We start from the raw sequence: 21,449 nt of genomic DNA on the forward strand, positions 1-21,449 counted from the left end.
GTGTAGTGAAGAGAGTGAAAACCATATTTGTTGCTAAAACGGAAAAATAGCCATCTACATCATGAAAAAAAGAATTTCAAATTCATTATTAGCTTGCGGACTAGCCAGCATGAGCAACATCCCTACGGTGCAAGCAGAAGGATTAGATGATCTGGAATTTTCAGGATTTGCGCGAGTCGTTGCGGGCTATCTTGCTGAAGAAAATGCGACCTTTTTAGGCTACGAAAATGAAATCAGTGTAGCTGAACAGTCATTGTTGGGTTTACAGGCTGAATATCAACTCAGCGATAATTTTTCTGCTACCGCTCAAGTAATTGGTCGTACTGGCGACGACGCCAATTCTGGTATCGAATGGTTGTATGTAACGTACACTGCTGACAGCAAAGCATTAAAATTAAAACTAGGACGCCAACGAACACCTGTATTCAGCTATAGCGATTATTTAGATGTTGGTTTTGCTTACAATTGGGTGTCATTGCCACAACAAGTTTATCAACAATTTCTATTTCCAAACTTTGATGGCCTGCATGCCGAGTACGAATATATTGGCGAACACATTTCTCTGGGTCTTGAAGCTTATTTTGGGGAATTAGACCGAGACTTCGTTTATCAAGGTAATTCGTTAAATACTGATGTTGATAACATGCACGGTGTAATCAGCACACTAGGCTACGAAGGTTGGACGTTCCGCGCTTCTTTTCATCAAGGAGACGCTGATGTTACCCAAGAAGAATTATCTGATTTTAGCGATATATTGCGTGGGTTGGGTTTTATACAAAGTGCTGACTCACTCTCAAACGAAGGTTTTACCCGGTTTTATCAACTTAGTGCTTTCTATGAAGATGTGGATTATTTCTTCCGCTCTGAAGCCTCAAGATTGAGAACTGGATTATTTCTTGGCCCTGATACAAATGGGTATTTCGTTTCAGGTGGAATGAACTTTTATCCATTCTCTGTTTACGCATCATTTGCTCGCGATACCAATAAATACAGCACTGCCGTTTCTGAAATTCCTTTCGGGGTGAATCCACAACTTGACCAATTAGCCTATGGCTACCAGCAAATTACCGCTCAGGTTGGAAACAACAGCACGGTAAGCTACAGCATCGGAGGGCGGTGGGATTGGAACGAAAATTTAGCCTTTAAAATGCAAACTACGTTGCTGAAAGAAAGGGACGGTTTCGAAGGAATCTTCGTCGACAGAAACAGTAATTTTGACGGAAAGGCCATGTTCTATCAACTCGCCTTAGAGTGGGTATTTTGATGAAAGCCCTCTTTTTATCTGTCATTCTAACGCTTATCTTTGGCTTTCCCGCCAGCGCTAATTACTCGATCGTAGTGGTTGCCAATACGGAAAATAAAGAGATTCAATTGAATCGCCAACAAGTCCGTAACTTATTCATGGGCGGTGCATTGCCTCATAACTTTGAAGCGATCGCATTACCACCAGAAAATCAAACACGTGTGTTATTCAATACCAGAGTGGTTGGCTTAACTGAATCTCGAATTCAGTCTTACTGGGCTCAGATGCGATTTACTGGGCGTAAAAAAGCCCCTAAAGAAGTTGCCTCTGAGAAAGCGGTCTTGGAGTACATCAAAAGTCACCCAGGCGCCGTTGGGTACTTACCAGCGGGAGTGTCTATACCTGACGAACTAACCGTACTTTACAGCGCACATTAAATATTAAAGGGTAGACAGCAAAAAATTAGACGCTAAGCATTTCAAGTAAGCTTTTGGGTTTGGAAAATAGATATCCCTGCAATTGATGACAGCCGTTTTCAATTAGAAATTCAGCTTGCTCTCTGGTTTCCACACCCTCGGCGCATATTTTCAAATTCAACTGCTTAGCCATCTCAATGATAGTTTTGGTGACTAAGGTACTGCGCTTCGACATGTTTAAGTTATCCACAAACTGCTTATCTATTTTCAATGTATTCAGCTCGATTTGGGTCAAGTAACCCAATGAAGAATACCCTGCCCCAAAGTCATCCAGCGCAATGGAACAACCCATTTCACGTAGCTGGGTAAGAAAATGGTTTGCGACATCGAAGTTTTCTAAATAGGCAGATTCCGTCACTTCAAATTCAATGCTGGCGTTATTCACGTTGTACCGGGTGAACATACCGCGGATATAATCAACAAGGGTGGCGTTTTTTATATCATGAGCCGACAGATTGAGTGACACCACAATCTCATTTTTATGCAATGCATGGACTTGCTGTAGCTCTTGGCAGACTCGTTTAATCACCCACTTTGTAATAGATAAAATTTTGCCGCTTTGCTCGGCAATGGGTATAAATTCGGCTGGAGATACAAACCCCAGTTCATCACTTTTCCAACGTATCAATGCTTCATAACCGACTATATTTTCGTCTGCGTCCACTTTGCCTTGATAGTGAATACTGAATTCGTTGAACTTAATCGCGTTAGCAATAGAGTTAGCAATCAACAAACGCCGTTTATTGTCCTCCATCATTTCTGGCACAAACACGGTGTGCGTGCTGCGACCGGCTAATTTGGAGCGGTACATGGCGATGTCGGCATTACTGACAAATTCACTGACATTAAAATTTGAATCACTGGCACGAGCAATACCAATGCTTACACCAACTTGCACTTCCCACGATTGAATCTCAAAAGGCATATTGAGCCCGCTGACTAAGCGCTCAGAAATTTCATACAGCTCCAAATCATTGGGCTCGTTGTGCAATAAAATAAGAAACTCATCCCCGCCTAAGCGAGAGATTAAGTCACCGTCGCGTAAAATGCTTTTAGTCCGACGGCAAACTTCCATCAATACTAGGTCACCAATTTCATGCCCAAACGAGTCATTTACTCCCTTAAAACCGTCTAAATCAAAATACATTAAGACTAAGTTTCGCTCATCTCGCTTCGCTTTCGCCAACTCTAACCTTAACGTTTCCATGAAGAATTGGCGATTCGGTAACCCTGTCAAGCCGTCGAAATTCGCCAAGCGCTCCATGGCTTTTTGTTGTTCTTTAAGCTGTTCGGTATATTTCGCGTTCTTTTGCGTTTCAGCGTTGATGGTCTCCATCATGCTATTAATATCGCGGCTCAGCTCTGCAACTTCTTGCTTTCCGCGTGTGTCTATTCGCAGTGAATAATCGTGAGTATCTTGAATTCTTTTCGCAACGCGAGAGAGGCGGCTTAATGGGAGAAACAATTGACGCTGAACGAATAATGAGCCAACGATGGCCACGAAGAGCACTAAGAACACGAGTGGTAGTACACGCTTGAGCAGCGTCAATTTACTGCTATATAAGGGACCTGATGAGTCGTTAACGATCAGTAGATGACCCAGGGGCAGTCGCGCATCCCCCACTAGCTTGAGGGCGATAAGCTCACCGTCTTTCACGTAAACCCCATGGGATTGAAGCCTAAGCTCGTTGGTGTTTATCGCAGAATCGAGCTCTTCAGGCACAGACATTGAACCAAAATAAACATTAATACGTTGCCAATTTTCATCGAACACAACGGCATATTTTACATTTTCGTAGCGGTCTAACCGTAACAGCGTCGTAGTGACTTCAAAGATATCAGGATCTGAGGCGATAAGAGGCACAAGATCACTGGCCAAATTTTCTGATAGCCCATCAAGATCCGCTCGTGTTGCTTCCAGATATAACTGTTCGTACTCCTCGACGGAGGATGCGACAACGGCAGCACACACTATCACGATCGCTACCACAGTGAGCATGGTCGTTGTGTTCTTGATGGTTCTAAACAGCATCTATCAATCCCTTATTACCGCATTACTACTATTTGTAGTCTGGTGGTCCGCTTCAATTTGACGGCTAAATACTTAAAGCAAAAATTTTGCGTTGAGGACATAAGACCCTTGAGCTCAACTTTAGCTAAATATTAATGATTATTGCAAAGTTTTTATATTAAACAATTGGTTAAGATTTATCCTAAACATTGTAGTCGACTCATCAAAGTCGACACTTGTTAAGCATCAAGTTTCGTACTTTCGATAGCAAAATCACTTATAAATTTTGTTTCACTCTCGCAACGAGTACGTCTTCAATTCACGCCTTAAACATCAAAACTGCCTCCCATCGTCCCTCGAACTACGTGATAACACTGAAACAAACGAACATTTAGGCAACATTTTTTACACAACTAACTTATTGAATTACTGAGTTAAGTTACAAGTACGGCGCAAATGTGAACATTTTGTAATCAAAAACAATTGACGATGTTAATTTGATCTGGGATTATGCTCACCAGTCGGGCATATACCCAATACAGGCATTTAGAGTAACTTGAGAGCTTATGCTCTGGTTTGTGTTGACGGTTAACGGTTGTATCGACGTTAGATGATTTCGATTTGAGATCTTTGAACCACACATTAATGACTATCACTAGGACACAATGATGTTAAAAAATAGACAAACAACATTCGTTTCGACCGCAGCCAAAAGCGCTATCAACGCATCTAACTCAAAGACCTGTAATAAACGTTCTGCATCCGTATTTAATAAACTTGGAGTCGTTGCAGCAGCGGTTATGGCCGCTTCAATACCTGCGCAAGTTAACGCTGCTACATTTCTTGATGGCTTAGTAGATGTGAACTTTTTAGCGATGCAAAACTATCAAGCGATTCAAGCTAAAGAAGGCGCATTTAGACCAGAAGATGAAGAACAGTCGTCAGGTTTTGGCCGTATTCGAGCCAACTTGATGTTTAAATTTCACATCAACGATTACATCACTGCCGATATCGACATCGCAGAAGAGCCAAATGACTTTGGTAACAATGGTGATCGAGACTTTTCATTCCACAACGATTACGCCGGAATTGAATTTGATGTATTTGGTTTAACGGAATACAAACGTGAAAACGCCGACCTGACACTTCGCTTAGGAAACATTGGCGGCTCGCCTTTTCAGTTTAAAGGCTTTCAAGACGGAGCAGACAACCAAGGCAATGCGCTTATTGGTAACTGGATGACCGACTACGCTACTGCAGAAAACGGCGCTCAGCTACGTTACAACGAACGTTTTGATAGTGGTGTAATCCGCGCTTATAACGTGACGGGTCACATTACTACTTCAAGCTTTGGTGAGGCTTTTCAAGAAGATCGCGGTTTTAATTACTTGTTACAAGGTACTCTAGAATTCACTGGCGGCTTCAAAGTCGGTTTGAACTTCTTACAGGCTAATCAGGGCGACCAACTGCGTTTTGAAAATGGTGTTGCCAGCCTTGACGGTCTAACCACTACCAATTATCGCTTCGGTGACGGTGAAAACTACAACTTCTCTGCTTCCCCTAGCAGTGAGCGTGATACTCACGTCGGTATTATGCCTGGCCTTGACCAAACAACCATTCAACTGAACTTAGCTTATCAACCGAATGCAGATACCAGCGTTATTTTGATGGTAGGCCAATCAAGCGATGATTACACCTTTGCTGATACCGAGGGTAATGCAGTTGCTGGTATTACTTATTTCGGTACTGATGGTGTAGCTGACCCCGCGGGTACCACTTTTGATTCAAACCGCGTGATTAAAGGCGAATCATCTGTCGAGTACTGGACGGTAGAAGCACAACATTACGTAATTCCCGGCAAATTCTATGTGGCTGCCCGTTATGGAGAAGCCGAAAACACCTCGGACTTAATTGCCCAAACAGACAACACAGTAGAGCGCTTACAAGTTGCAGCGGGTTACTGGTTCAACGATAAAACCCTATTGAAAGTGGAATACGTTGATCAAGACGAAGGCATTAACTCTGGCGGCCAAATTGGCGCAGGGTTTGACGGTATCACGTCAGAGATCTCAGTTAAGTTTTAAGTTAACGGCTGGCTATCGCTGGCCCTTTGAACTTCACTAGGTATTCAGATGCAAAAAAATGCGAAGAAGATTTAGTGAAACTCCTACCAAAACATAAGGGGAATGCCCGATGTTGAAAAAGATAACCAAAACCACATGTGCGGCGCTTAGCATGAGCGCAGCACTTTCTACAAGCACTGCTCTGTTTATGGCCTCAGCGGTAAATGCTGAAACCATCACCATCGCTACCGTAAACAACGGCGATATGATCACTATGAAAGAGCTGAGCTCAGATTTTGAAGCTAAGCACCCGGACATCGATCTTAAATGGGTCACGCTTGAAGAGAACATTCTGCGCCAACGCGTTACTACAGATGTGGCCACCAAAGGTGGGCAATACGATGTGATGACGATCGGTACGTATGAAGTGCCGATTTGGGGTAAGCAAGGCTGGCTCACTGAGTTAGATGGCTTAGGCCCAAATTACGATGAGGAAGACCTGTTACCTGCAATCAGAAGCGGTTTATCCCTAAATGATAAGCTTTATGCAGCCCCCTTTTACGGTGAAAGCTCTATGGTGATGTACCGTAAAGACTTGCTCGAAAAAGCAGGCCTTGAAATGCCAACCAAGCCAAGCTGGAAGTTTATTCGTCAAGCGGCCAAAGCCATGACAGACAGTGACTCAGGTGTTTATGGTATTTGTTTACGCGGTAAAGCGGGCTGGGGCGAGAACACAGCGCTTATCACGGCCATGTCGAACTCGTTTGGCGCTCGCTGGTTTGATGAAAACTGGAAGCCGCAATTCAATACTCAAGAGTGGAAAGACACCCTGCAATATTATGTTGATGTAATGGAAGAGTCAGGCCCTCCAGGTGCATCGTCAAATGGCTTTAACGAAAACCTCGCGTTATTCCAAACAGGTAAATGTGGTATGTGGATTGATGCCACAGTAGCAGGTGCATTTGTCACTAATAAGAAAGATTCTGAAGTCGCTGACAAAGTCGGTTTTGCTATGGCACCGGACATGGACCTTGGCAAACGCGGGAACTGGCTATGGGCATGGACATTAGCAGTACCGTCAAGCAGCAAAAAAGCCGATGCAGCGCAAAAGTTCATTAGTTGGGCAACGTCAAAAGACTACTCTGCCTTGGTAGCAAAAGAAAAAGGCTGGGCTGCTGTACCACCAGGCACACGCACCTCATTGTATGAGAACCCTAACTACATGGAAGCTGCCCCTTTTGCTGAAATTACTCTGGCCTCAATCGAATCGGTTGACCCGAAAAACCCTACGGTCAAGCCCGTACCTTATGTAGGTGTGCAGTTTGTCGCCATCCCGGAGTTTCAAGGTATAGGCACCGCAGTTGGTCAGCAATTTTCTGCCGCATTGGCAGGCAAGATGACAGTTGATCAAGCGCTGGCTAACGCTCAACGACTCGTTGAACGCGCCATGCGCAAGGCTCGCTACCCAAAATAGCGTTTTGCTTGGGGTAGGCGCAATGTGCTGTGCTTACCCCCTTTTTAATTCAGTAATGGGACTCAGTTATGGCGACTACACATTCACGTACGCTTGCACAGATCATGCTTTTTCCATCGGTAGTATTGCTACTAGCGTGGATGATAGTACCGCTGTGCATGACCCTGTATTTCTCGTTTTTAGATTACAACCTACTTAGCCCAGGAACAGAGGAATTCATTGGTTTTCTTAACTATGAGTTTTTCCTGACTGATCCGGCTTTCTTTGCATCATTCTTTAACACCCTGCTACTCGTTGGCGGTGTGTTGCTCATCACGATTTGTGGCGGCATCGGCTTGGCCATCTTGTTAGACCAAGCTATTTGGGGCCGAAATTACGTGCGCATTATGGTATTGGCACCATTCTTTGTGATGCCCACGGTGTCAGCTTTAGTATGGAAAAATATGCTCATGAACCCGGTTAACGGTTTGTTTGCTCACTTTGCAACGCTCATTGGCGTTGATCCGGTGGATTTCTTCGCTCAAGTACCTTTGCTATCCATTATTATTATTGTGTCTTGGCAATGGTTGCCCTTCGCGGCGCTGATTTTATTGACCGCCATCCAATCATTAGATAGAGAACAACTAGAAGCGGCCGACCTTGACGGTGCAGGCCCATTCAGCAAGTTCTTTTACATTGTGCTACCTCACCTATCCCGTGCGGTTACCGCAGTGATCTTGATTGAAACCATTTTCTTACTGTCAATTTTCGCCGAAATACTGGTCACTACCAGCGGCGGCCCTGGGTACGAATCAACCAACATTACGTATCTCATTTACACCCAATCCTTGTTGCAGTTTGACGTCGGTGGCGGCTCAGCAGGCGGAATAATCGCCGTTATTATCGCCAATATCGTGGCTATCTTCCTTATGCGCCTCATCGGCAAGAACTTAGAGGGTTAATCATGGCTATTAACAGCAGCGGTAAATCAAAATTTATTTATACCCTACTTGCGTGGACGATAAGCGCAGCGATCTTCTTTCCGATTTTCTGGACACTATTAACCAGCTTTAAAACGGAAGCGGAGGCCATATCGGCTAACCCTAGTTTGTTTATGTTCGACTGGACGCTCGAAAATTACGAGGATGTGCTGGCACGCTCTCCCTATTTCGATCACTTCTGGAATTCAGTGGTTATCTCAGTAGGTTCAAGCTTAATTGGCTTGCTGATCGCCATCCCTGCGGCGTGGTCTATGGCATTTGTACAATCAAAGCGCACCAAGAATCTATTAATGTGGATGCTCTCGACCAAAATGTTGCCCCCTGTAGGTGTGTTGATCCCGATTTATTTGTTGTTTCGTGATTTCGACTTATTGGACACCAAATTGGGCTTGGTCATTGTGATGACCCTGATCAACCTACCGATTATGGTGTGGATGCTTTACACCTATTTTCGCGAAATTCCAAACGAAATACTCGAAGCATCTCGCATGGACGGCGCCAGTATCAGCGCAGAGATATTCCACGTATTGCTGCCTATCGCACTGCCGGGAATTGCATCAACGTTACTACTTAACGTGATCCTTGCGTGGAACGAAGCATTCTGGACACTGATTTTAACCGCAGCAAACGCAGCGCCACTCACCGCGTTTATTGCCAGCTACTCGAGCCCAGAGGGCTTATTTTACGCCAAACTATCAGCGGCCTCAGCGATGGCAATCGCACCGATATTGATACTTGGTTGGTTTAGCCAAAAACAACTCGTACGCGGATTAACCTTCGGCGCGGTGAAATAGGAGAATTATCATGGGCAGTATTACATTAAAACAAGTGACCAAAAGCTTCGACGAAGTAAATGTTATCAAACCACTGGATTTAGAAATCAGAGACGGCGAGTTTATTGTGTTTGTTGGGCCATCAGGTTGTGGTAAATCGACGTTACTACGCATGATCGCAGGTTTAGAAGACACCACCAGTGGCAATATCGATATTGATGGTCAAGATGCTACAAGCACGCCCCCTGCTAAGCGTGGCCTAGCCATGGTGTTTCAATCTTATGCGTTATACCCACACATGTCGGTACGCAACAACATCGCGTTCCCTTTAAAACGCGCCAAAGTACCGCCTGCAGAAATCGAACAAAAGATTGCCTCAGCGGCCAAAATATTAAATTTAGGTGATTACCTAGACCGTAAACCAGGTCAACTTTCTGGTGGTCAGCGCCAACGTGTGGCAATTGGTCGCGCCATTGTGCGCCAGCCATCTGCATTCTTGTTTGATGAGCCATTATCAAACCTTGATGCTTCGTTACGGGTCAACATGCGTTTAGAAATTTCAGAGCTGCATAAAAGCCTGAAAACCACCATGATTTACGTGACCCATGATCAGGTTGAAGCCATGACCATGGCTGACAGAATTGCGGTATTTAATGCAGGTATTATCGAACAAGTCGGTACGCCACTAGAGCTTTATCAACATCCGGTGAATCGTTTTGTGGCAGGCTTTATTGGCTCACCAAAAATGAATTTTATTGAGTTGAAGCAAGCCAAGGAAGACGGCGCTACATGTTTAGGCGTTCGCCCTGAGCACTTTCAGATTACAGCAGATGCCGGTATTTGGTCAGGTAAAGTCGGCGTTGTTGAACACTTAGGTTCGGAAACCTTCTTACATGTGCAGGTTGATGGCGTAGGTACATTAACCGTTAAAGCTAATGGAGACTGCCCATTAAGCTATGGTGATGATATTTCACTTAGTGCCGATCAAAGCAAGATACTGCGCTTCAATGACCAAGGGATCACCTTGCCAAGCAAGGGAAATCAATAACAGCGATTTCAAACTATATCCGGCTATCAATGCACTAGTGCATCGATAGCCAACGGCCGCTAATTACCGACAAAAGAAAGGGCCGTTATGAGCATCTTTTTTTGGCAAAATTTTTATACGCAGGCAATAACTCAATCCAAGTTTAAATGATATTTGCGTGTATATTCATTTACTTAATGAGCAATTGCTGCAAAATGGGCAGAGCTGCGAGAAGTAGCTGCCCACTAAAAAAACAGTTAAACAGACGTTAATAGTGAATTAACGACAACGGTAATAATAATGGACGTAAAACAAGCATTGCCCGAATTATCTGACATACAATTGGTTATTTTCGATTGTGATGGCGTATTGATTGATAGTGAAGGATTGAGTAAGCGCGAACTACTGATTCTACTGAGCAATCTCGGTGTGGATATCTCTGATCACTACTTCGAAACCCATTTTCTTGGCCATAGTTTCGAACACGTCACGGCTAAAATATACCAAGACTTTAATGTCGCTTTGCCTGTTACTTTTCGCCCTGAATATCAAAAAGCATTGATCGCAGCATTTACTGCCGAACTGCAACCGACGTCAGGCCTAACAAATATACTTGATACCCTAGCGGTGCCGCGTTGCATTGCCACGAGTAGTTCACCAACTCGTGTGGGGCATGCCATGTCGGTTACTGGGTTAGGTCGCTACTTTGCACCGCATATTTTCACAGCTTCACAAGTGGAAAACGGCAAACCGGCGCCAGACCTGTTCTTATACGCTGCCAATAAAATGGGTGTTGATGCCCAGCATTGCTTAGTGATTGAAGACTCACCCGCGGGTGTGCAGGCAGCAAAAGCGGCTAACATGCATGTGATCCGGTTTGCCGGCGCCAGTCATATGGAGCCTTGGCGCAGAGCGAAAGCTCCCCTGACCGACGATGTTACCACCATTGCACAGTGGCAGGACCTTTACACACTTGCTCCTGCATTAACTACTCATAAAGAAATCGAGAGGTAACCGTGGTTAAGCTTTCCAACGCCGAAAACAGACGATTAGATGATGCCGCTCGCGCTGGCTGGATGTACTACGTTGCTGGAAATACCCAAGATGAAATAGCCAAAAAGCTAGGGGTATCACGTCAATCGGCCCAGCGCATGGTTGCCTTATCCGTTAGCGAAAAGCTAGTCAAAGTCAGACTCGATCACCCCATTGCTAAGTGCATGGATTTAGCCGATAAAATTGCCAGCCGCTTTGGTTTACAATCCTGCGAAGTGGTGCCGAGCGATCCTAGTGACCCCTCATCAACCGTGGGTTTAGCGCAGGCAGGCGCGAACGAGATTGAACGTCACTTAAAATCTGAACAGCCAAAAACATTGGCCATGGGCACCGGGAGAGTGCTTCGAGCATGCGTTGATGAATTAGCGCCTTTAAATTGTCCCGACCATAGGGTTGTGGCGCTATTGGGTAATATGGCGTCAGATGGTTCTGCCTCCCCTTATGATGTAGTAGTTCGTATGGCTGAGCGAGTGAACGCCAAGCATTACCCCATGCCATTACCTGTATTACCTGAAACCGTTAAAGCAAAAAATCAGTTACATGCCATGCCGCACATCGCGCAAAACATGCAACTGGCTCAGCAGGCTGACGTAACCTTTGTTGGCGTAGGCAATTTAGGCGCGAATTCACCGCTACATCTCGATGGTTTTGTGACCCCAAAGGAGTTAGATGAGTTGCAAGCGGGCGGCGCTGTGGGTGAAATGATCAGCTGGGTGTTTGATAAAAACGGCAAATTACTTGACTGCGCGATCAACCAACGTGTGGCGAGTACGCCGCTTATTGTCGGCTCTGACAAATTAGTATTTGCGTTGGCAGCAGGGGAAGAAAAAGTATACTCCATTTTAGGTGCGTTACGCTCAAAGCTAGTGAATTCGCTGATCACTAACGAATATACCGCCGAGCGCTTACTCAGTATCGATTAAAGCTTGGCTTGCCAGCAGCGCTCACAGCTAATAACGCGGACACGAAAAAAGGGACCTTTTGGTCCCTTTTTGATGTTTGATACCTTAAAACTAAGGTTGATTACTTCTTTTTGACCACAAACGTCATTGCGTTCACTTCAGGTAAAGTCGGTAATGCCGTCATCGCACCAATTTTGGCGCACACTAAGCCACTGACCTTACCAGCGAATTCGATAAACCCTTTAAATTCGTCTTGATAGAAGTTTTGGCTTTGAGCGCTGTTAGCCATTTGAAACAAAATCGCGCCAATAAACGAGTCACCTGCCCCCGTGGTATCAACCGCGTTGATTTCATACGCCGGCACAATATACTGCTGGCCGTTTTGTGAAATTAGGCAACCCTCTGGGCCAAGAGTAACCAACACTACTTTCACACCTAGGTCATGAAAATGTTGGCAGCCTGCTGCCATATCGTCTTGTTGTGATAATAAAACTAACTCTTCATCACTGACTTTGACCATGTCTGCCAAGGCGAAGTAGGTATTACAGATTTCTCTAAATTCGGCATCACGGCCGCGCCATAAATCCACGCGATAATTTGGATCGAAACAAATAACATTGCCATTTTTCTTACCTTGCTGAGCTAAGCGTAAATAGCTATCCCCTAGCTCACCGCCCAGCAACGCTGTGGCTGAACCGAGGTGTAATATTGAATCATCTAATAGAGTGTTAATAGTTGAATCATCGAGACTGAGTTGTTCATCAGCACCGCGGTTAAACGCGAATTCTCGCTCGCCGTTATCCCCTAATGACACAAACGCCAGAGTCGTGGATGAAGATAAAGAAGCCACTTGGTCAGTATTAACGCCATACCCTTTTACTTCGTTAATTAAAAACTCACCGAATGGGTCATTGCCTACAGAGCCGACCAAAACAGCATCGCCACCTAACTTCCCAATACAGGCAGCCACATTGGCCGGTGCCCCACCGGATTTTTTCACGTAATTAACGCCGTTCACCAAACCTTTGTTGGTATCTGTACACACAAAATCGATGAGCATTTCACCAATGCAAACTATCTTCATAACTTTCTTCCGTATAAAAATCGTAAAAAATTGATTTGACGAGAAACGTCTTAAGGGACTTCGAACGTGTCGGTATTACACCCTTTTGCATATTAGCTGCACTTGTTTCGCTTAAATAAATTCATTAGCGAAAAATCACCAATGACACTTAACAAAACGTGTTCGTTTTTCGTGGCCTGAACTGACTGTGATTATACCTACAAGCTAAAGCAATTAACATCTTTGCAGCCCTTTGTTTCTGTATAAATCAACATAATTTATATGATAAAAAAACGGGCCAGATTTGAGATAAACTGACCAACTAATATCGAATATGAATGCATCATGTAATAACCTAACTTTTAGCCGAAGTTAGCTGCATAATATCCAATTTTAATCGATTTTAAGCACATCAATTATATTGACTAAGATTAGCGCAAGCATCATTAAGAGTTGAAGCGGTGACAAAAGAGGCACTGCCTATTCGAAGACGTAGAATAGGCAGATAAATACGGACAGCGAACTGTGCTAGTGGGTTACACGTTGTGAATTACGCGTTGTGAATTACACATAGCGGATGATGAGTGAAGACTAAGAATTGCGCGGGAAACTCTTTAACGCCATGTGAGCGACTTCCACTAATTGCTCTTCAGTTGCCCCGCTGCTTGCCTGAATAGCAATGCCATTAATGACGGTACATAAATAACGAGCCAATGCTTCTGAATCTTCATCCTTTGATAAGTCACCTTGTTTTTTGGCCAGTTCGAAACGGTCACGTACTTCTGATTCACTTTGTTGACGGCGGCTAATGAGTACTTCCTTGACGCCTGCTGCCGCTTCACTGCATGCCAAAGCGCCTTGCACCATGACACAACCCTGTGGATGAGATGTATCAGACATACTTTGCGCTGCACCTAGCAACATAAACTTAGCGACGTCATAGGCTGTAGCTTGCTCTAAAGCGGGTTTGAAAAAACCACAAGGGCGGCTTTCATAAAATTCGATAGCCTTTAAAAATAGCTGTTCTTTATTGCCGAAGGCAGAATACAAACTGGGTTTGTTGATCCCCATAGCGCTGGTTAAATCAGACAGAGAGGCACCGTCATATCCTTTGGTCCAAAATACGTCTAACGCTTTTTCAAGCGCGGCCTGCATGTCAAAAGCTCTAGGTCTTCCTACAGTGGCGGTACAACTAACAGCACTCATTTTTTAGCTCCTGATGTAAATATGGTCACATAGTAAACAGGTAAGTAACCCTTGTCTACATAGGGTTATATACCCTTTAGTACAATACAAGTAGTCCGCATGATGTGCAGGATTAGGCAAGATTACTGAAGTTTTCGACATTCAGATAAAACGTTTGCCTGCGTATTATGTACCGTGTGGTTAGGCACTCTAGTCTACACAAAGTTCAAGTCTCATTGCTTTTCTCAAGTACATGACTGCGCGTTATTCGCGACCTATAAAAAACTGATATTAAATAGAATCAAAATAACTTACCACTCGGTACAAAAATAGATTGACTAAATACCGTTCATCTATATTCTTACCGACCAGTACATAAATAACAACGTTTATTAAGAACAACATTTTGAACCAGGTTAAATCAAAGGAAATAAATCTTATGAGCACAAAACACGCTTTTAAAAGTTGGCTACTTGGCGGGATCGCCAGCGTTGTGTTGGTTGCTTGTGGCAACCCAGACGAATCAAACCAACCTGCGGCCCCAATTGCACCGCAAGTGAGTGTGGCCCAAGTCGTCAATGAACGTATTACCGAGTGGGACGAATTCACCGGTCGCTTACAAGCACCGCAAACTGTCACCCTAATGCCACGTGTATCTGGTTACATTGAAAACGTATTGTTTGAAGAAGGTGCAGTTGTTGCCAAGGGTGACGTTTTATTTCAAATCGATGCACGCCCTTTTAAAGCCGAAGTTGATCGCTTAAAAGCAGAATTACAAAGTGCAAAAAGCGCTGCGATTCAAGCGCAAAATGATTTCGACCGCGCCAAGACACTTAGCGAACAACGCGCCGTTTCTATCGAAATATTAGATGGACGCTTAGCACGTAAACAACAAACTGCTGCCACGGTTGCCTCGGTATCTGCTGCATTAGAACGCGCCGAGTTAGATTTATCTTACACCCAAGTCACTGCGCCAATCGCTGGCCGCGTGTCTTACGCACTCATCACCGAAGGTAACTTTGTCAACGCAGGGCAAAGCCAGCTTACGAGCTTGGTTTCAATGGACAAAATGTACGCCTACTTTGATGTAGACGAGCAAACTTACTTAAAGTACGCCCAATTAGCAGAATCAGGCCAACGCTCTGATACCCGCGATGCAACAAGTAATCCCGTTTACATGGCACTTGCCAACGGTGCGAACTTTTCTCACACCGGCAATATCGATTTTGTTGATAACGCCGTCAACCAGCAGACCGGTACCATTCGTATTCGCGCCACCTTTGCCAATGATGATCATACTTTACTACCAGGCTTGTTCGCTCGGGTAAAACTGACGGGTAGCAATTCATATCAGGGAATTTTAATCGATGAAAAGGCCATTGGTACCGATCTCAATAGAAAGTTTGTGCTACTCGTTAACCAAGACAACGTATTGGAATACCGTAACGTGGTATTAGGCGAAAAAATTAACGGTTTACGCATAGTGGCTGATGGCTTATCGCCTGCAGACACCATAGTCGTCAACGGTTTACAGCGCGTTCGTCCCAGCATGAAAATTCAACCGAAAATCGTCGATATGACCTCACAAGAAGCCCTGACTGCTTTACGTCAGCAACAGAAATTACTTGACCAAACCAGCAATGAATTGACTGCTCAAGCAGACAATGATTCAGCTGAACGCGGTTAAGGGAGGCAATCATGTTTTCGCAGTTTTTTATACGCCGCCCCATATTTGCGGCCGTTATCTCGCTGATTTTCTTTATCGTAGGGGCCATTTCTGTTTGGCAACTGCCGATAACAGAATATCCGGAAGTGGTTCCCCCGACTGTGGTCGTGACCGCTAACTACCCAGGTGCAAATCCAAAAGTGATTGCCGAGACAGTGGCATCACCTCTTGAACAGGAAATTAACGGTGTGGAGAACATGTTGTACATGTCTTCTCAGGCCACCTCTGATGGCACTATGACACTCACCATTACATTTGCCATTGGTAGCGATGTAGACTTGGCGCAAACTCAAGTGCAAAGCCGTGTTGAACGTGCCAAGCCGCGTCTTCCTGAGGAGGTCCAACGCCTTGGTGTTGTGACCGAAAAATCATCACCAGATTTAACCATGGTGGTGCATTTAACCTCTCCTGATGAACGCTACGACATGTTGTATTTGTCTAACTACGCGGTACTGAACGTCAAAGACGAGCTCGCTCGCATTAACGGGGTTGGCCAAGTGCGCGTATTCGGTGCTGGCGATTACAGCATGCGTGTATGGCTAGACCCAAATAAAGTGGCTGCATTGGGCTTGTCTCCAGCGAATATTGTTTCGGCTATTCGTGAGCAAAACCAACAAGCTGCTGCTGGGAGCCTAGGTGCTCAGCCTAGTGGCGACAGCGACTTTCAGCTGTTAATTAATGTTAAAGGTCGCTTGACGGATGTAGAAGAATTTGAGGACATCATTGTTAAAGTGGGCGAACAAGGCCAAATTAGCCGCTTAAAGGATGTTGCACGCGTTGAACTTGGCGCATCAACTTATGCCCTTCGTTCTATGCTCGATAATAAAGACGCTGCCGCCATGCCTGTATTTCAAGCATCTGGCTCTAACGCGATCCAAATTTCTGATGATGTACGCAGCAAGATGGCTGAGCTATCTAAAAGCTTCCCTGAAGGTTTGAGTTACGACATCGTTTACGACCCAACCGTATTTGTGCGAGGCTCAATTGAAGCCGTGGTTAAAACCTTGTTCGAAGCCCTACTATTAGTGGTATTGGTTGTGGTGCTGTTCTTACAAACGTGGCGCGCCTCGATCATTCCTTTGGTCGCAGTTCCTGTATCTCTGGTTGGCACCTTTGCCTTCATGCATCTGTTAGGCTTTTCACTTAATGCCTTATCGTTATTCGGCTTGGTACTCGCCATCGGCATTGTAGTAGATGACGCCATCGTGGTGGTTGAAAACGTTGAGCGCAATATCGCAGATGGCTTATCCCCTATCGCTGCAACCCAAAAAGCCATGAAAGAAGTCACTGGCCCTATCGTTGCTACCACCTTGGTTCTAGCGGCAGTATTTATTCCAACGGCATTTATGTCAGGTCTAACGGGGCAGTTTTACAAGCAGTTCGCCCTGACCATTACAATTTCAACCTTTATCTCGGCGATTAACTCGCTAACGCTAAGCCCTGCGTTATCAGCCTTATTGCTTAAAAGTCATGACAGCAAGAAAGATGCCCTGACCCGAGGCATGGACAAACTGCTCGGCGGTTGGTTATTTAACCCATTTAACCGCTTCTTCACTCGTTTATCAGACGGCTACGGCTGGGTCGTTAAAAAAGTTCTGCGCTTTGGTGTTCTGGTTGGTGTGATTTATATCGGCTTGGTTAGCTTAACCGGTTTGCAATTTGCCACCACGCCTACGGGCTATGTACCCGGCCAAGACAAACAATATCTAGTGGCATTTGCCCAGCTACCTGATGCAGCCTCGCTTGATCGCACAGAAGAAGTCATTAAAGAAATGTCTCGCATTGCGCTGGAGCAACCCGGAGTGGCCAACTCAGTTGCCTTCCCAGGTTTGAGTATTAACGGCTTCACCAACAGCACCAACAGCGGTATCGTTTTTACTCCTCTTGATGACTTTGCTGATCGCACAGACCCGTCATTGTCAGCAGGTGCCATTGCAGCAGCGCTCAATCAGAAGTTTGCCGCCATTGAAGATGCATACATTGCTATTTTCCCGCCGCCGCCGGTACAGGGCTTAGGCACCATAGGTGGCTTTAGGCTGCAAATTCAAGATCGCGCCAATTATGGTTATGACGAGCTATACAAAGTCACCATGCAGGTAATGCAAAAAGCGTGGGCGACGCCTGAACTAGCCGGAGTGTTCTCTAGCTATCAAATCAACGTGCCTCAGCTAGATGTAGACATTGATCGCACCAAGGCTAAGCAGCAGTCTGTTTCGCTTGATGAGCTATTCACTACTTTGCAAGGTTACATGGGCTCGGTATACGCCAATGACTTCAACCAGTTTGGGCGTACTTATCAAGTCAATGTGCAAGCGGATGAGCAATTCAGACAAACGCCTGAGCAAATTGCCCAGCTCAAGGTACGTAACAATAAAGGTGACATGGTACCCATCGGCTCGTTTATTAACGTGAACAATACCGCTGGCCCTGACCGCGTGATGCACTACAACGGCTTTACCACCGCTGAAATTAATGGCGGCGCAGCACCAGGCTTTAGCTCAGGTGAAGCACAAGCTGCAATTGAAAAAATCTTAGCGCAAACCTTGCCCAACGGCATGACCTACGAGTGGACAGAATTAACCTATCAACAAATATTGGCGGGCAATGCAGGCATGTATATCTTCCCGTTGATCATCCTGTTGGTATTCATGGTGTTAGCCGCTCAGTACGAGAGTTTAAGCTTACCTTTGGCGATCATTTTGATCATTCCGATGACGTTACTATCAGCGTTAAGCGGCGTACTTATCGCCGGAGGCGACAACAATATATTCACCCAAATTGGCTTTATTGTGCTGGTAGGACTGGCAACCAAAAACGCCATTTTAATTGTTGAGTTCGCCAAAGAATTGCAAGACGAAGGGAGTACCGCTTATGAGGCAATCCTTGAAGCTGGCCGCTTACGGTTGCGCCCAATATTGATGACCTCTATCGCATTCATTATGGGGGTAGTGCCAATGGTGTTCTCAAGTGGCGCAGGCTCTGAGATGCGCCAAGCCATGGGCGTTGCTGTGTTCTCAGGCATGATCGGGGTCACCGTGTTTGGTCTACTTCTTACCCCATTATTTTACTACGTGCTCGCTAGAAGAGGCGAGCGTCAATCTAACAACGCCCTAGTAAACACCGCCAAACAGGAGGCTGACCATGGGTAACATGTTAAAAATAGGCACACTCACAGGGCTTATCGTTGCCCTTAGTGCCTGCGCAGTAGGCCCGGATTATCAGGCGCCTTCTAACGTTAACGATATCGAGCTTACAGATACGTATGAGCAAGCGGAAAAGCTAACTAACTGGTGGCAAGCCTTCGGTGACGAAGATTTAAATCATTTAATTGATGAAGCGCTTAAAGAAAACCGGACGCTGTTTCAGGCTCAAGCTAACGTGTTGCGTGCATATGCAATATTTCGTGATAGCCAGAACGACTTATTGCCAAAGGGTACGTTAGACGCAGGTTATTCAGCCTCAAAAAACCAGACAATGCTTAAGTCTGACGACGATACTATTTTACGTGGCTACAACACGGGAGCTAACCTCACTTGGGACGTCGATTTGTTTGGCAAGGTGCGACGCGCCGTTGAGGCATCATTGGCCGACGCGGAACAAGCCGACATTTTGTGGCATGACGCCCAATTACAAATTATCAGCCAAGTAGCCGCTAGTTACGGTGACTATCGCGGTGCGCAATTCCGCTTGAAAGTGGCCGAGCAAAACTTAGCGAACTTACGCCAAACCCGCACCATTGTAAAAGCACGTTATCAAGCTGGGTTTGCCTCTGAGTTAGAAATGGCGCGTATTAATGCCCAAGTTTTCGAAGTTGAAGCCACAGTACCGCAAATGCGTACCCTGCTCGCCCGTGCAGATGCGACTTTGTCAGCATTACTGGCTAAAAAGCCCGGTGAGTTAGTGCTGAATGCGCAGCCAGAGTTACCGCAGCTATCGCAACCTGTCGCGTTAGTTCCTGGTGAAAACTACCTGCGTTACCGTGCTGATGTGGCAAGCTCTGAGCGCGCATTAGCGGCCAGTACTGCACGCATTGGTGTGGCCACCGCAGATTTGTACCCGAACGTATCGGTCAGCGGCTTCTTGGGCTTTTTGTCTGGCCCGGGCTTAACCTTAGGCGGTGATACTAGAAGCTGGAGCGTCGCCCCTACAATCAGTTGGCAAGCAGCTGATTTGGCTTCGGTCAAGGCGCGTATTCGTCAGGCTAATGCCAGCACTGATATCGCCTTAGCGCAGTTCGAGCAGCAAGTGTTTGATGCTCTAGCCGATATGCAGTTTTCACTGCAAAGCTATAACTTTAGCCGCCAGCAAGAGCAAAGTACGCATCACCAATGGCAGGCAAGTGAAAAGGCCATGACCATAGCACGTCAACGCTTTGAAGCAGGAAGCGGAGAGTTTCTTGAATTATTGGAAGCTCAACGTGATGCCCTACAGAGCAGAGATCAACTTGCCTTGCTTGAACAACAAAGTTTCAATCGGTTAGTCGATGTATACCGTGCATTCGGTGGTGGTATCAGCGTTATTTAAGCGTGAAAACTACAATTGCTGTGGGACAAGTCAACGTAATGACAAAAGCCGGATATGGATCCGGCTTTTGTGCGTGCGCTCTGCCTCGCTTGAAACACGATAGCTTACGCGGCTTATTCTTTAGCAAAGGTATTTTGCTTGCGGTTTAACGCCCTTAAAAGACTTGTCAGCAATAGTATTAGCAACGTCAATTGCAAAATATTTTATCGTGTTTCGCAACAACTCCCAGTAAGGGGAAGAACGTGTAAGTAAAGGATGTTAGCGTGCAGCCAATAGACCAGCACTGGCCGTGGCGAAAATTTCAGTATCGTTCATGGCTTTGCTGACCAACATGGCTCCTTCTAATAAAGACAAGGTAGCAATCGCTTGGCCCTTAGCGGCTTGCTCGCTCGCGCCGTCTGCTTGCTGGTAAGCTTGGGTTAGCCAGGTAATATTTCGCTCGAAGAATCGCTGCGTTTGCGCTTTCACCTTTTCAGGTAGGCCGTCGGTTTCAGCGCCGAGTAAGCCACAAAGGCACATTTTTTTGTCTTCAGTTAGCGCGCACTGAAATTGCTGCAAATACACTTCAATAGGTTTTTTACCCTCAGCAATTAACACTTCTGGCGCACCTAAATGGGTTAAGAAGTTATCTGTATATTGGCGCGCCAATTCAGCGCCTAAATCCGCTTTGGTCGGGAAGTGATAATGCACACTTGAGCTTTTAATGCCGATTTCGTCGGCCAATTCACGAAAGCTAAAGTTGTTGTAACCACCGGTTCTTACCTTAGCTTCAGCGGCCTTAAGTAAAAGTTGTTTCTTGCTCATAAGCGCTCCTGTTTGGCATATTATCTATCAGTAGATACATGGGTACAAGTCGCTAAATACTAATTGAGCTGGTGCCGCCCTATCATCTGTTTGGTACCGTTTCTGAGGGTATCCCCCTTAAACTCTTCAGAAGCATAGCAGGTTA

The 21,449-nt window shown here is 45.5% G+C and carries 16 protein-coding genes; 12 read left to right on the plus strand and 4 right to left on the minus strand.

What is annotated here, in order from left to right; translation table 11 throughout:
* Window positions 1-109 precede the first annotated feature (109 nt).
* Entirely contained in the window at window positions 110-1,264 is a 1,155-nt protein-coding gene (locus AC0L6N_RS19005; RefSeq protein ID WP_473476858.1) for a hypothetical protein, read from the plus strand.
* Entirely contained in the window at window positions 1,264-1,680 is a 417-nt protein-coding gene (locus AC0L6N_RS19010) for a hypothetical protein (RefSeq protein ID WP_473476860.1), read from the plus strand. The genes AC0L6N_RS19005 and AC0L6N_RS19010 overlap by 1 nt, the downstream gene beginning before the upstream one ends.
* A 25-nt stretch (window positions 1,681-1,705) precedes the next feature.
* Here the strand turns inward: AC0L6N_RS19010 and AC0L6N_RS19015 are convergent, their stop codons facing one another.
* Window positions 1,706-3,751, minus strand: coding sequence for a putative bifunctional diguanylate cyclase/phosphodiesterase (locus AC0L6N_RS19015; protein ID WP_473476863.1), 2,046 nt, complete (start codon window positions 3,749-3,751; stop codon window positions 1,706-1,708).
* Window positions 3,752-4,398: 647 nt separating this feature from the next.
* Between AC0L6N_RS19015 and AC0L6N_RS19020 the strand changes: the two genes are divergently transcribed.
* The 7 genes from AC0L6N_RS19020 to AC0L6N_RS19050 all read left to right on the plus strand — a co-directional run bounded on the left by AC0L6N_RS19020 (window position 4,399) and on the right by AC0L6N_RS19050 (window position 12,023).
* The gene (locus AC0L6N_RS19020; protein ID WP_473481379.1) at window positions 4,399-5,814 is read left to right on the plus strand and encodes a hypothetical protein; all 1,416 of its coding nucleotides are present in this window, start codon (window positions 4,399-4,401) and stop codon (window positions 5,812-5,814) included.
* A gap of 109 nt (window positions 5,815-5,923) precedes the next feature.
* Window positions 5,924-7,267 (plus strand): ABC transporter substrate-binding protein, encoded by a 1,344-nt coding sequence (locus tag AC0L6N_RS19025; protein ID WP_473476866.1) that lies wholly within the window; start codon window positions 5,924-5,926, stop codon window positions 7,265-7,267.
* 68 nt (window positions 7,268-7,335) lie between these two features.
* Window positions 7,336-8,208, plus strand: a complete 873-nt coding sequence (locus AC0L6N_RS19030) for a carbohydrate ABC transporter permease (RefSeq protein ID WP_011576811.1) — start codon at window positions 7,336-7,338, stop codon at window positions 8,206-8,208.
* Window positions 8,209-8,210: 2 nt separating this feature from the next.
* Window positions 8,211-9,041 carry a carbohydrate ABC transporter permease gene (locus AC0L6N_RS19035; protein ID WP_011576812.1) on the plus strand — a complete coding sequence of 277 codons (831 nt, stop codon included), beginning with the start codon at window positions 8,211-8,213 and terminating at the stop codon, window positions 9,039-9,041.
* Window positions 9,042-9,051: 10 nt separating this feature from the next.
* Window positions 9,052-10,068, plus strand: a complete 1,017-nt coding sequence (locus AC0L6N_RS19040) for an ABC transporter ATP-binding protein (protein WP_473476869.1) — start codon at window positions 9,052-9,054, stop codon at window positions 10,066-10,068.
* Window positions 10,069-10,347: 279 nt separating this feature from the next.
* On the plus strand, window positions 10,348-11,061 hold the full coding sequence (locus AC0L6N_RS19045) for an HAD family hydrolase (RefSeq protein WP_473476872.1): 714 nt from the start codon (window positions 10,348-10,350) through the stop codon (window positions 11,059-11,061).
* 2 nt (window positions 11,062-11,063) lie between these two features.
* Window positions 11,064-12,023, plus strand: a complete 960-nt coding sequence (locus AC0L6N_RS19050; RefSeq protein WP_011576815.1) for a sugar-binding transcriptional regulator — start codon at window positions 11,064-11,066, stop codon at window positions 12,021-12,023.
* 100 nt (window positions 12,024-12,123) lie between these two features.
* Here AC0L6N_RS19050 and AC0L6N_RS19055 read toward each other — a convergent pair whose 3' ends face one another.
* A complete protein-coding gene (locus AC0L6N_RS19055) occupies window positions 12,124-13,086 on the minus strand; it encodes a carbohydrate kinase family protein (protein WP_473476876.1) in 963 nt (320 codons plus the stop codon).
* 570 nt (window positions 13,087-13,656) lie between these two features.
* The gene (locus tag AC0L6N_RS19060) at window positions 13,657-14,271 is read right to left on the minus strand and encodes a TetR/AcrR family transcriptional regulator (RefSeq protein ID WP_473476879.1); all 615 of its coding nucleotides are present in this window, start codon (window positions 14,269-14,271) and stop codon (window positions 13,657-13,659) included.
* Window positions 14,272-14,689: 418 nt separating this feature from the next.
* Here AC0L6N_RS19060 and AC0L6N_RS19065 point away from each other — a divergent pair, with 418 nt between their 5' ends.
* From AC0L6N_RS19065 to AC0L6N_RS19075, 3 genes are read left to right on the plus strand one after another with little or no spacing between them, the layout of a single operon-like run.
* On the plus strand, window positions 14,690-15,937 hold the full coding sequence (locus tag AC0L6N_RS19065; RefSeq protein ID WP_473476882.1) for an efflux RND transporter periplasmic adaptor subunit: 1,248 nt from the start codon (window positions 14,690-14,692) through the stop codon (window positions 15,935-15,937).
* 8 nt (window positions 15,938-15,945) lie between these two features.
* Window positions 15,946-19,125, plus strand: a complete 3,180-nt coding sequence (locus AC0L6N_RS19070) for an efflux RND transporter permease subunit (RefSeq protein WP_473481381.1) — start codon at window positions 15,946-15,948, stop codon at window positions 19,123-19,125.
* Window positions 19,118-20,500, plus strand: coding sequence for an efflux transporter outer membrane subunit (locus tag AC0L6N_RS19075; RefSeq protein WP_473476884.1), 1,383 nt, complete (start codon window positions 19,118-19,120; stop codon window positions 20,498-20,500). The genes AC0L6N_RS19070 and AC0L6N_RS19075 overlap by 8 nt, the downstream gene beginning before the upstream one ends.
* A 258-nt stretch (window positions 20,501-20,758) precedes the next feature.
* On the opposite strand, the gene AC0L6N_RS19080 is transcribed toward AC0L6N_RS19075, so the two are convergent.
* On the minus strand, window positions 20,759-21,304 hold the full coding sequence (locus AC0L6N_RS19080) for a TetR/AcrR family transcriptional regulator (protein WP_473476887.1): 546 nt from the start codon (window positions 21,302-21,304) through the stop codon (window positions 20,759-20,761).
* Window positions 21,305-21,449: the final 145 nt, after the last annotated feature.

It is taken from the genome of Paraglaciecola sp. G1-13 (assembly GCF_055809255.1).

Coding starts and splice junctions, on each gene's coding strand:
- AC0L6N_RS19015 (WP_473476863.1), bottom strand. CDS start 3,751: ATGCTGTTTAGAACCATCAAGAACACAACGACCATGCTCACTGTGGTA.
- AC0L6N_RS19060 (WP_473476879.1), bottom strand. CDS start 14,271: ATGAGTGCTGTTAGTTGTACCGCCACTGTAGGAAGACCTAGAGCTTTT.
- AC0L6N_RS19040 (WP_473476869.1), top strand. CDS start 9,052: ATGGGCAGTATTACATTAAAACAAGTGACCAAAAGCTTCGACGAAGTA.
- AC0L6N_RS19075 (WP_473476884.1), top strand. CDS start 19,118: ATGGGTAACATGTTAAAAATAGGCACACTCACAGGGCTTATCGTTGCC.
- AC0L6N_RS19035 (WP_011576812.1), top strand. CDS start 8,211: ATGGCTATTAACAGCAGCGGTAAATCAAAATTTATTTATACCCTACTT.
- AC0L6N_RS19065 (WP_473476882.1), top strand. CDS start 14,690: ATGAGCACAAAACACGCTTTTAAAAGTTGGCTACTTGGCGGGATCGCC.
- AC0L6N_RS19045 (WP_473476872.1), top strand. CDS start 10,348: ATGGACGTAAAACAAGCATTGCCCGAATTATCTGACATACAATTGGTT.
- AC0L6N_RS19005 (WP_473476858.1), top strand. CDS start 110: ATGAGCAACATCCCTACGGTGCAAGCAGAAGGATTAGATGATCTGGAA.
- AC0L6N_RS19020 (WP_473481379.1), top strand. CDS start 4,399: ATGTTAAAAAATAGACAAACAACATTCGTTTCGACCGCAGCCAAAAGC.
- AC0L6N_RS19010 (WP_473476860.1), top strand. CDS start 1,264: ATGAAAGCCCTCTTTTTATCTGTCATTCTAACGCTTATCTTTGGCTTT.
- AC0L6N_RS19055 (WP_473476876.1), bottom strand. CDS start 13,086: ATGAAGATAGTTTGCATTGGTGAAATGCTCATCGATTTTGTGTGTACA.
- AC0L6N_RS19080 (WP_473476887.1), bottom strand. CDS start 21,304: ATGAGCAAGAAACAACTTTTACTTAAGGCCGCTGAAGCTAAGGTAAGA.
- AC0L6N_RS19025 (WP_473476866.1), top strand. CDS start 5,924: ATGTTGAAAAAGATAACCAAAACCACATGTGCGGCGCTTAGCATGAGC.
- AC0L6N_RS19030 (WP_011576811.1), top strand. CDS start 7,336: ATGGCGACTACACATTCACGTACGCTTGCACAGATCATGCTTTTTCCA.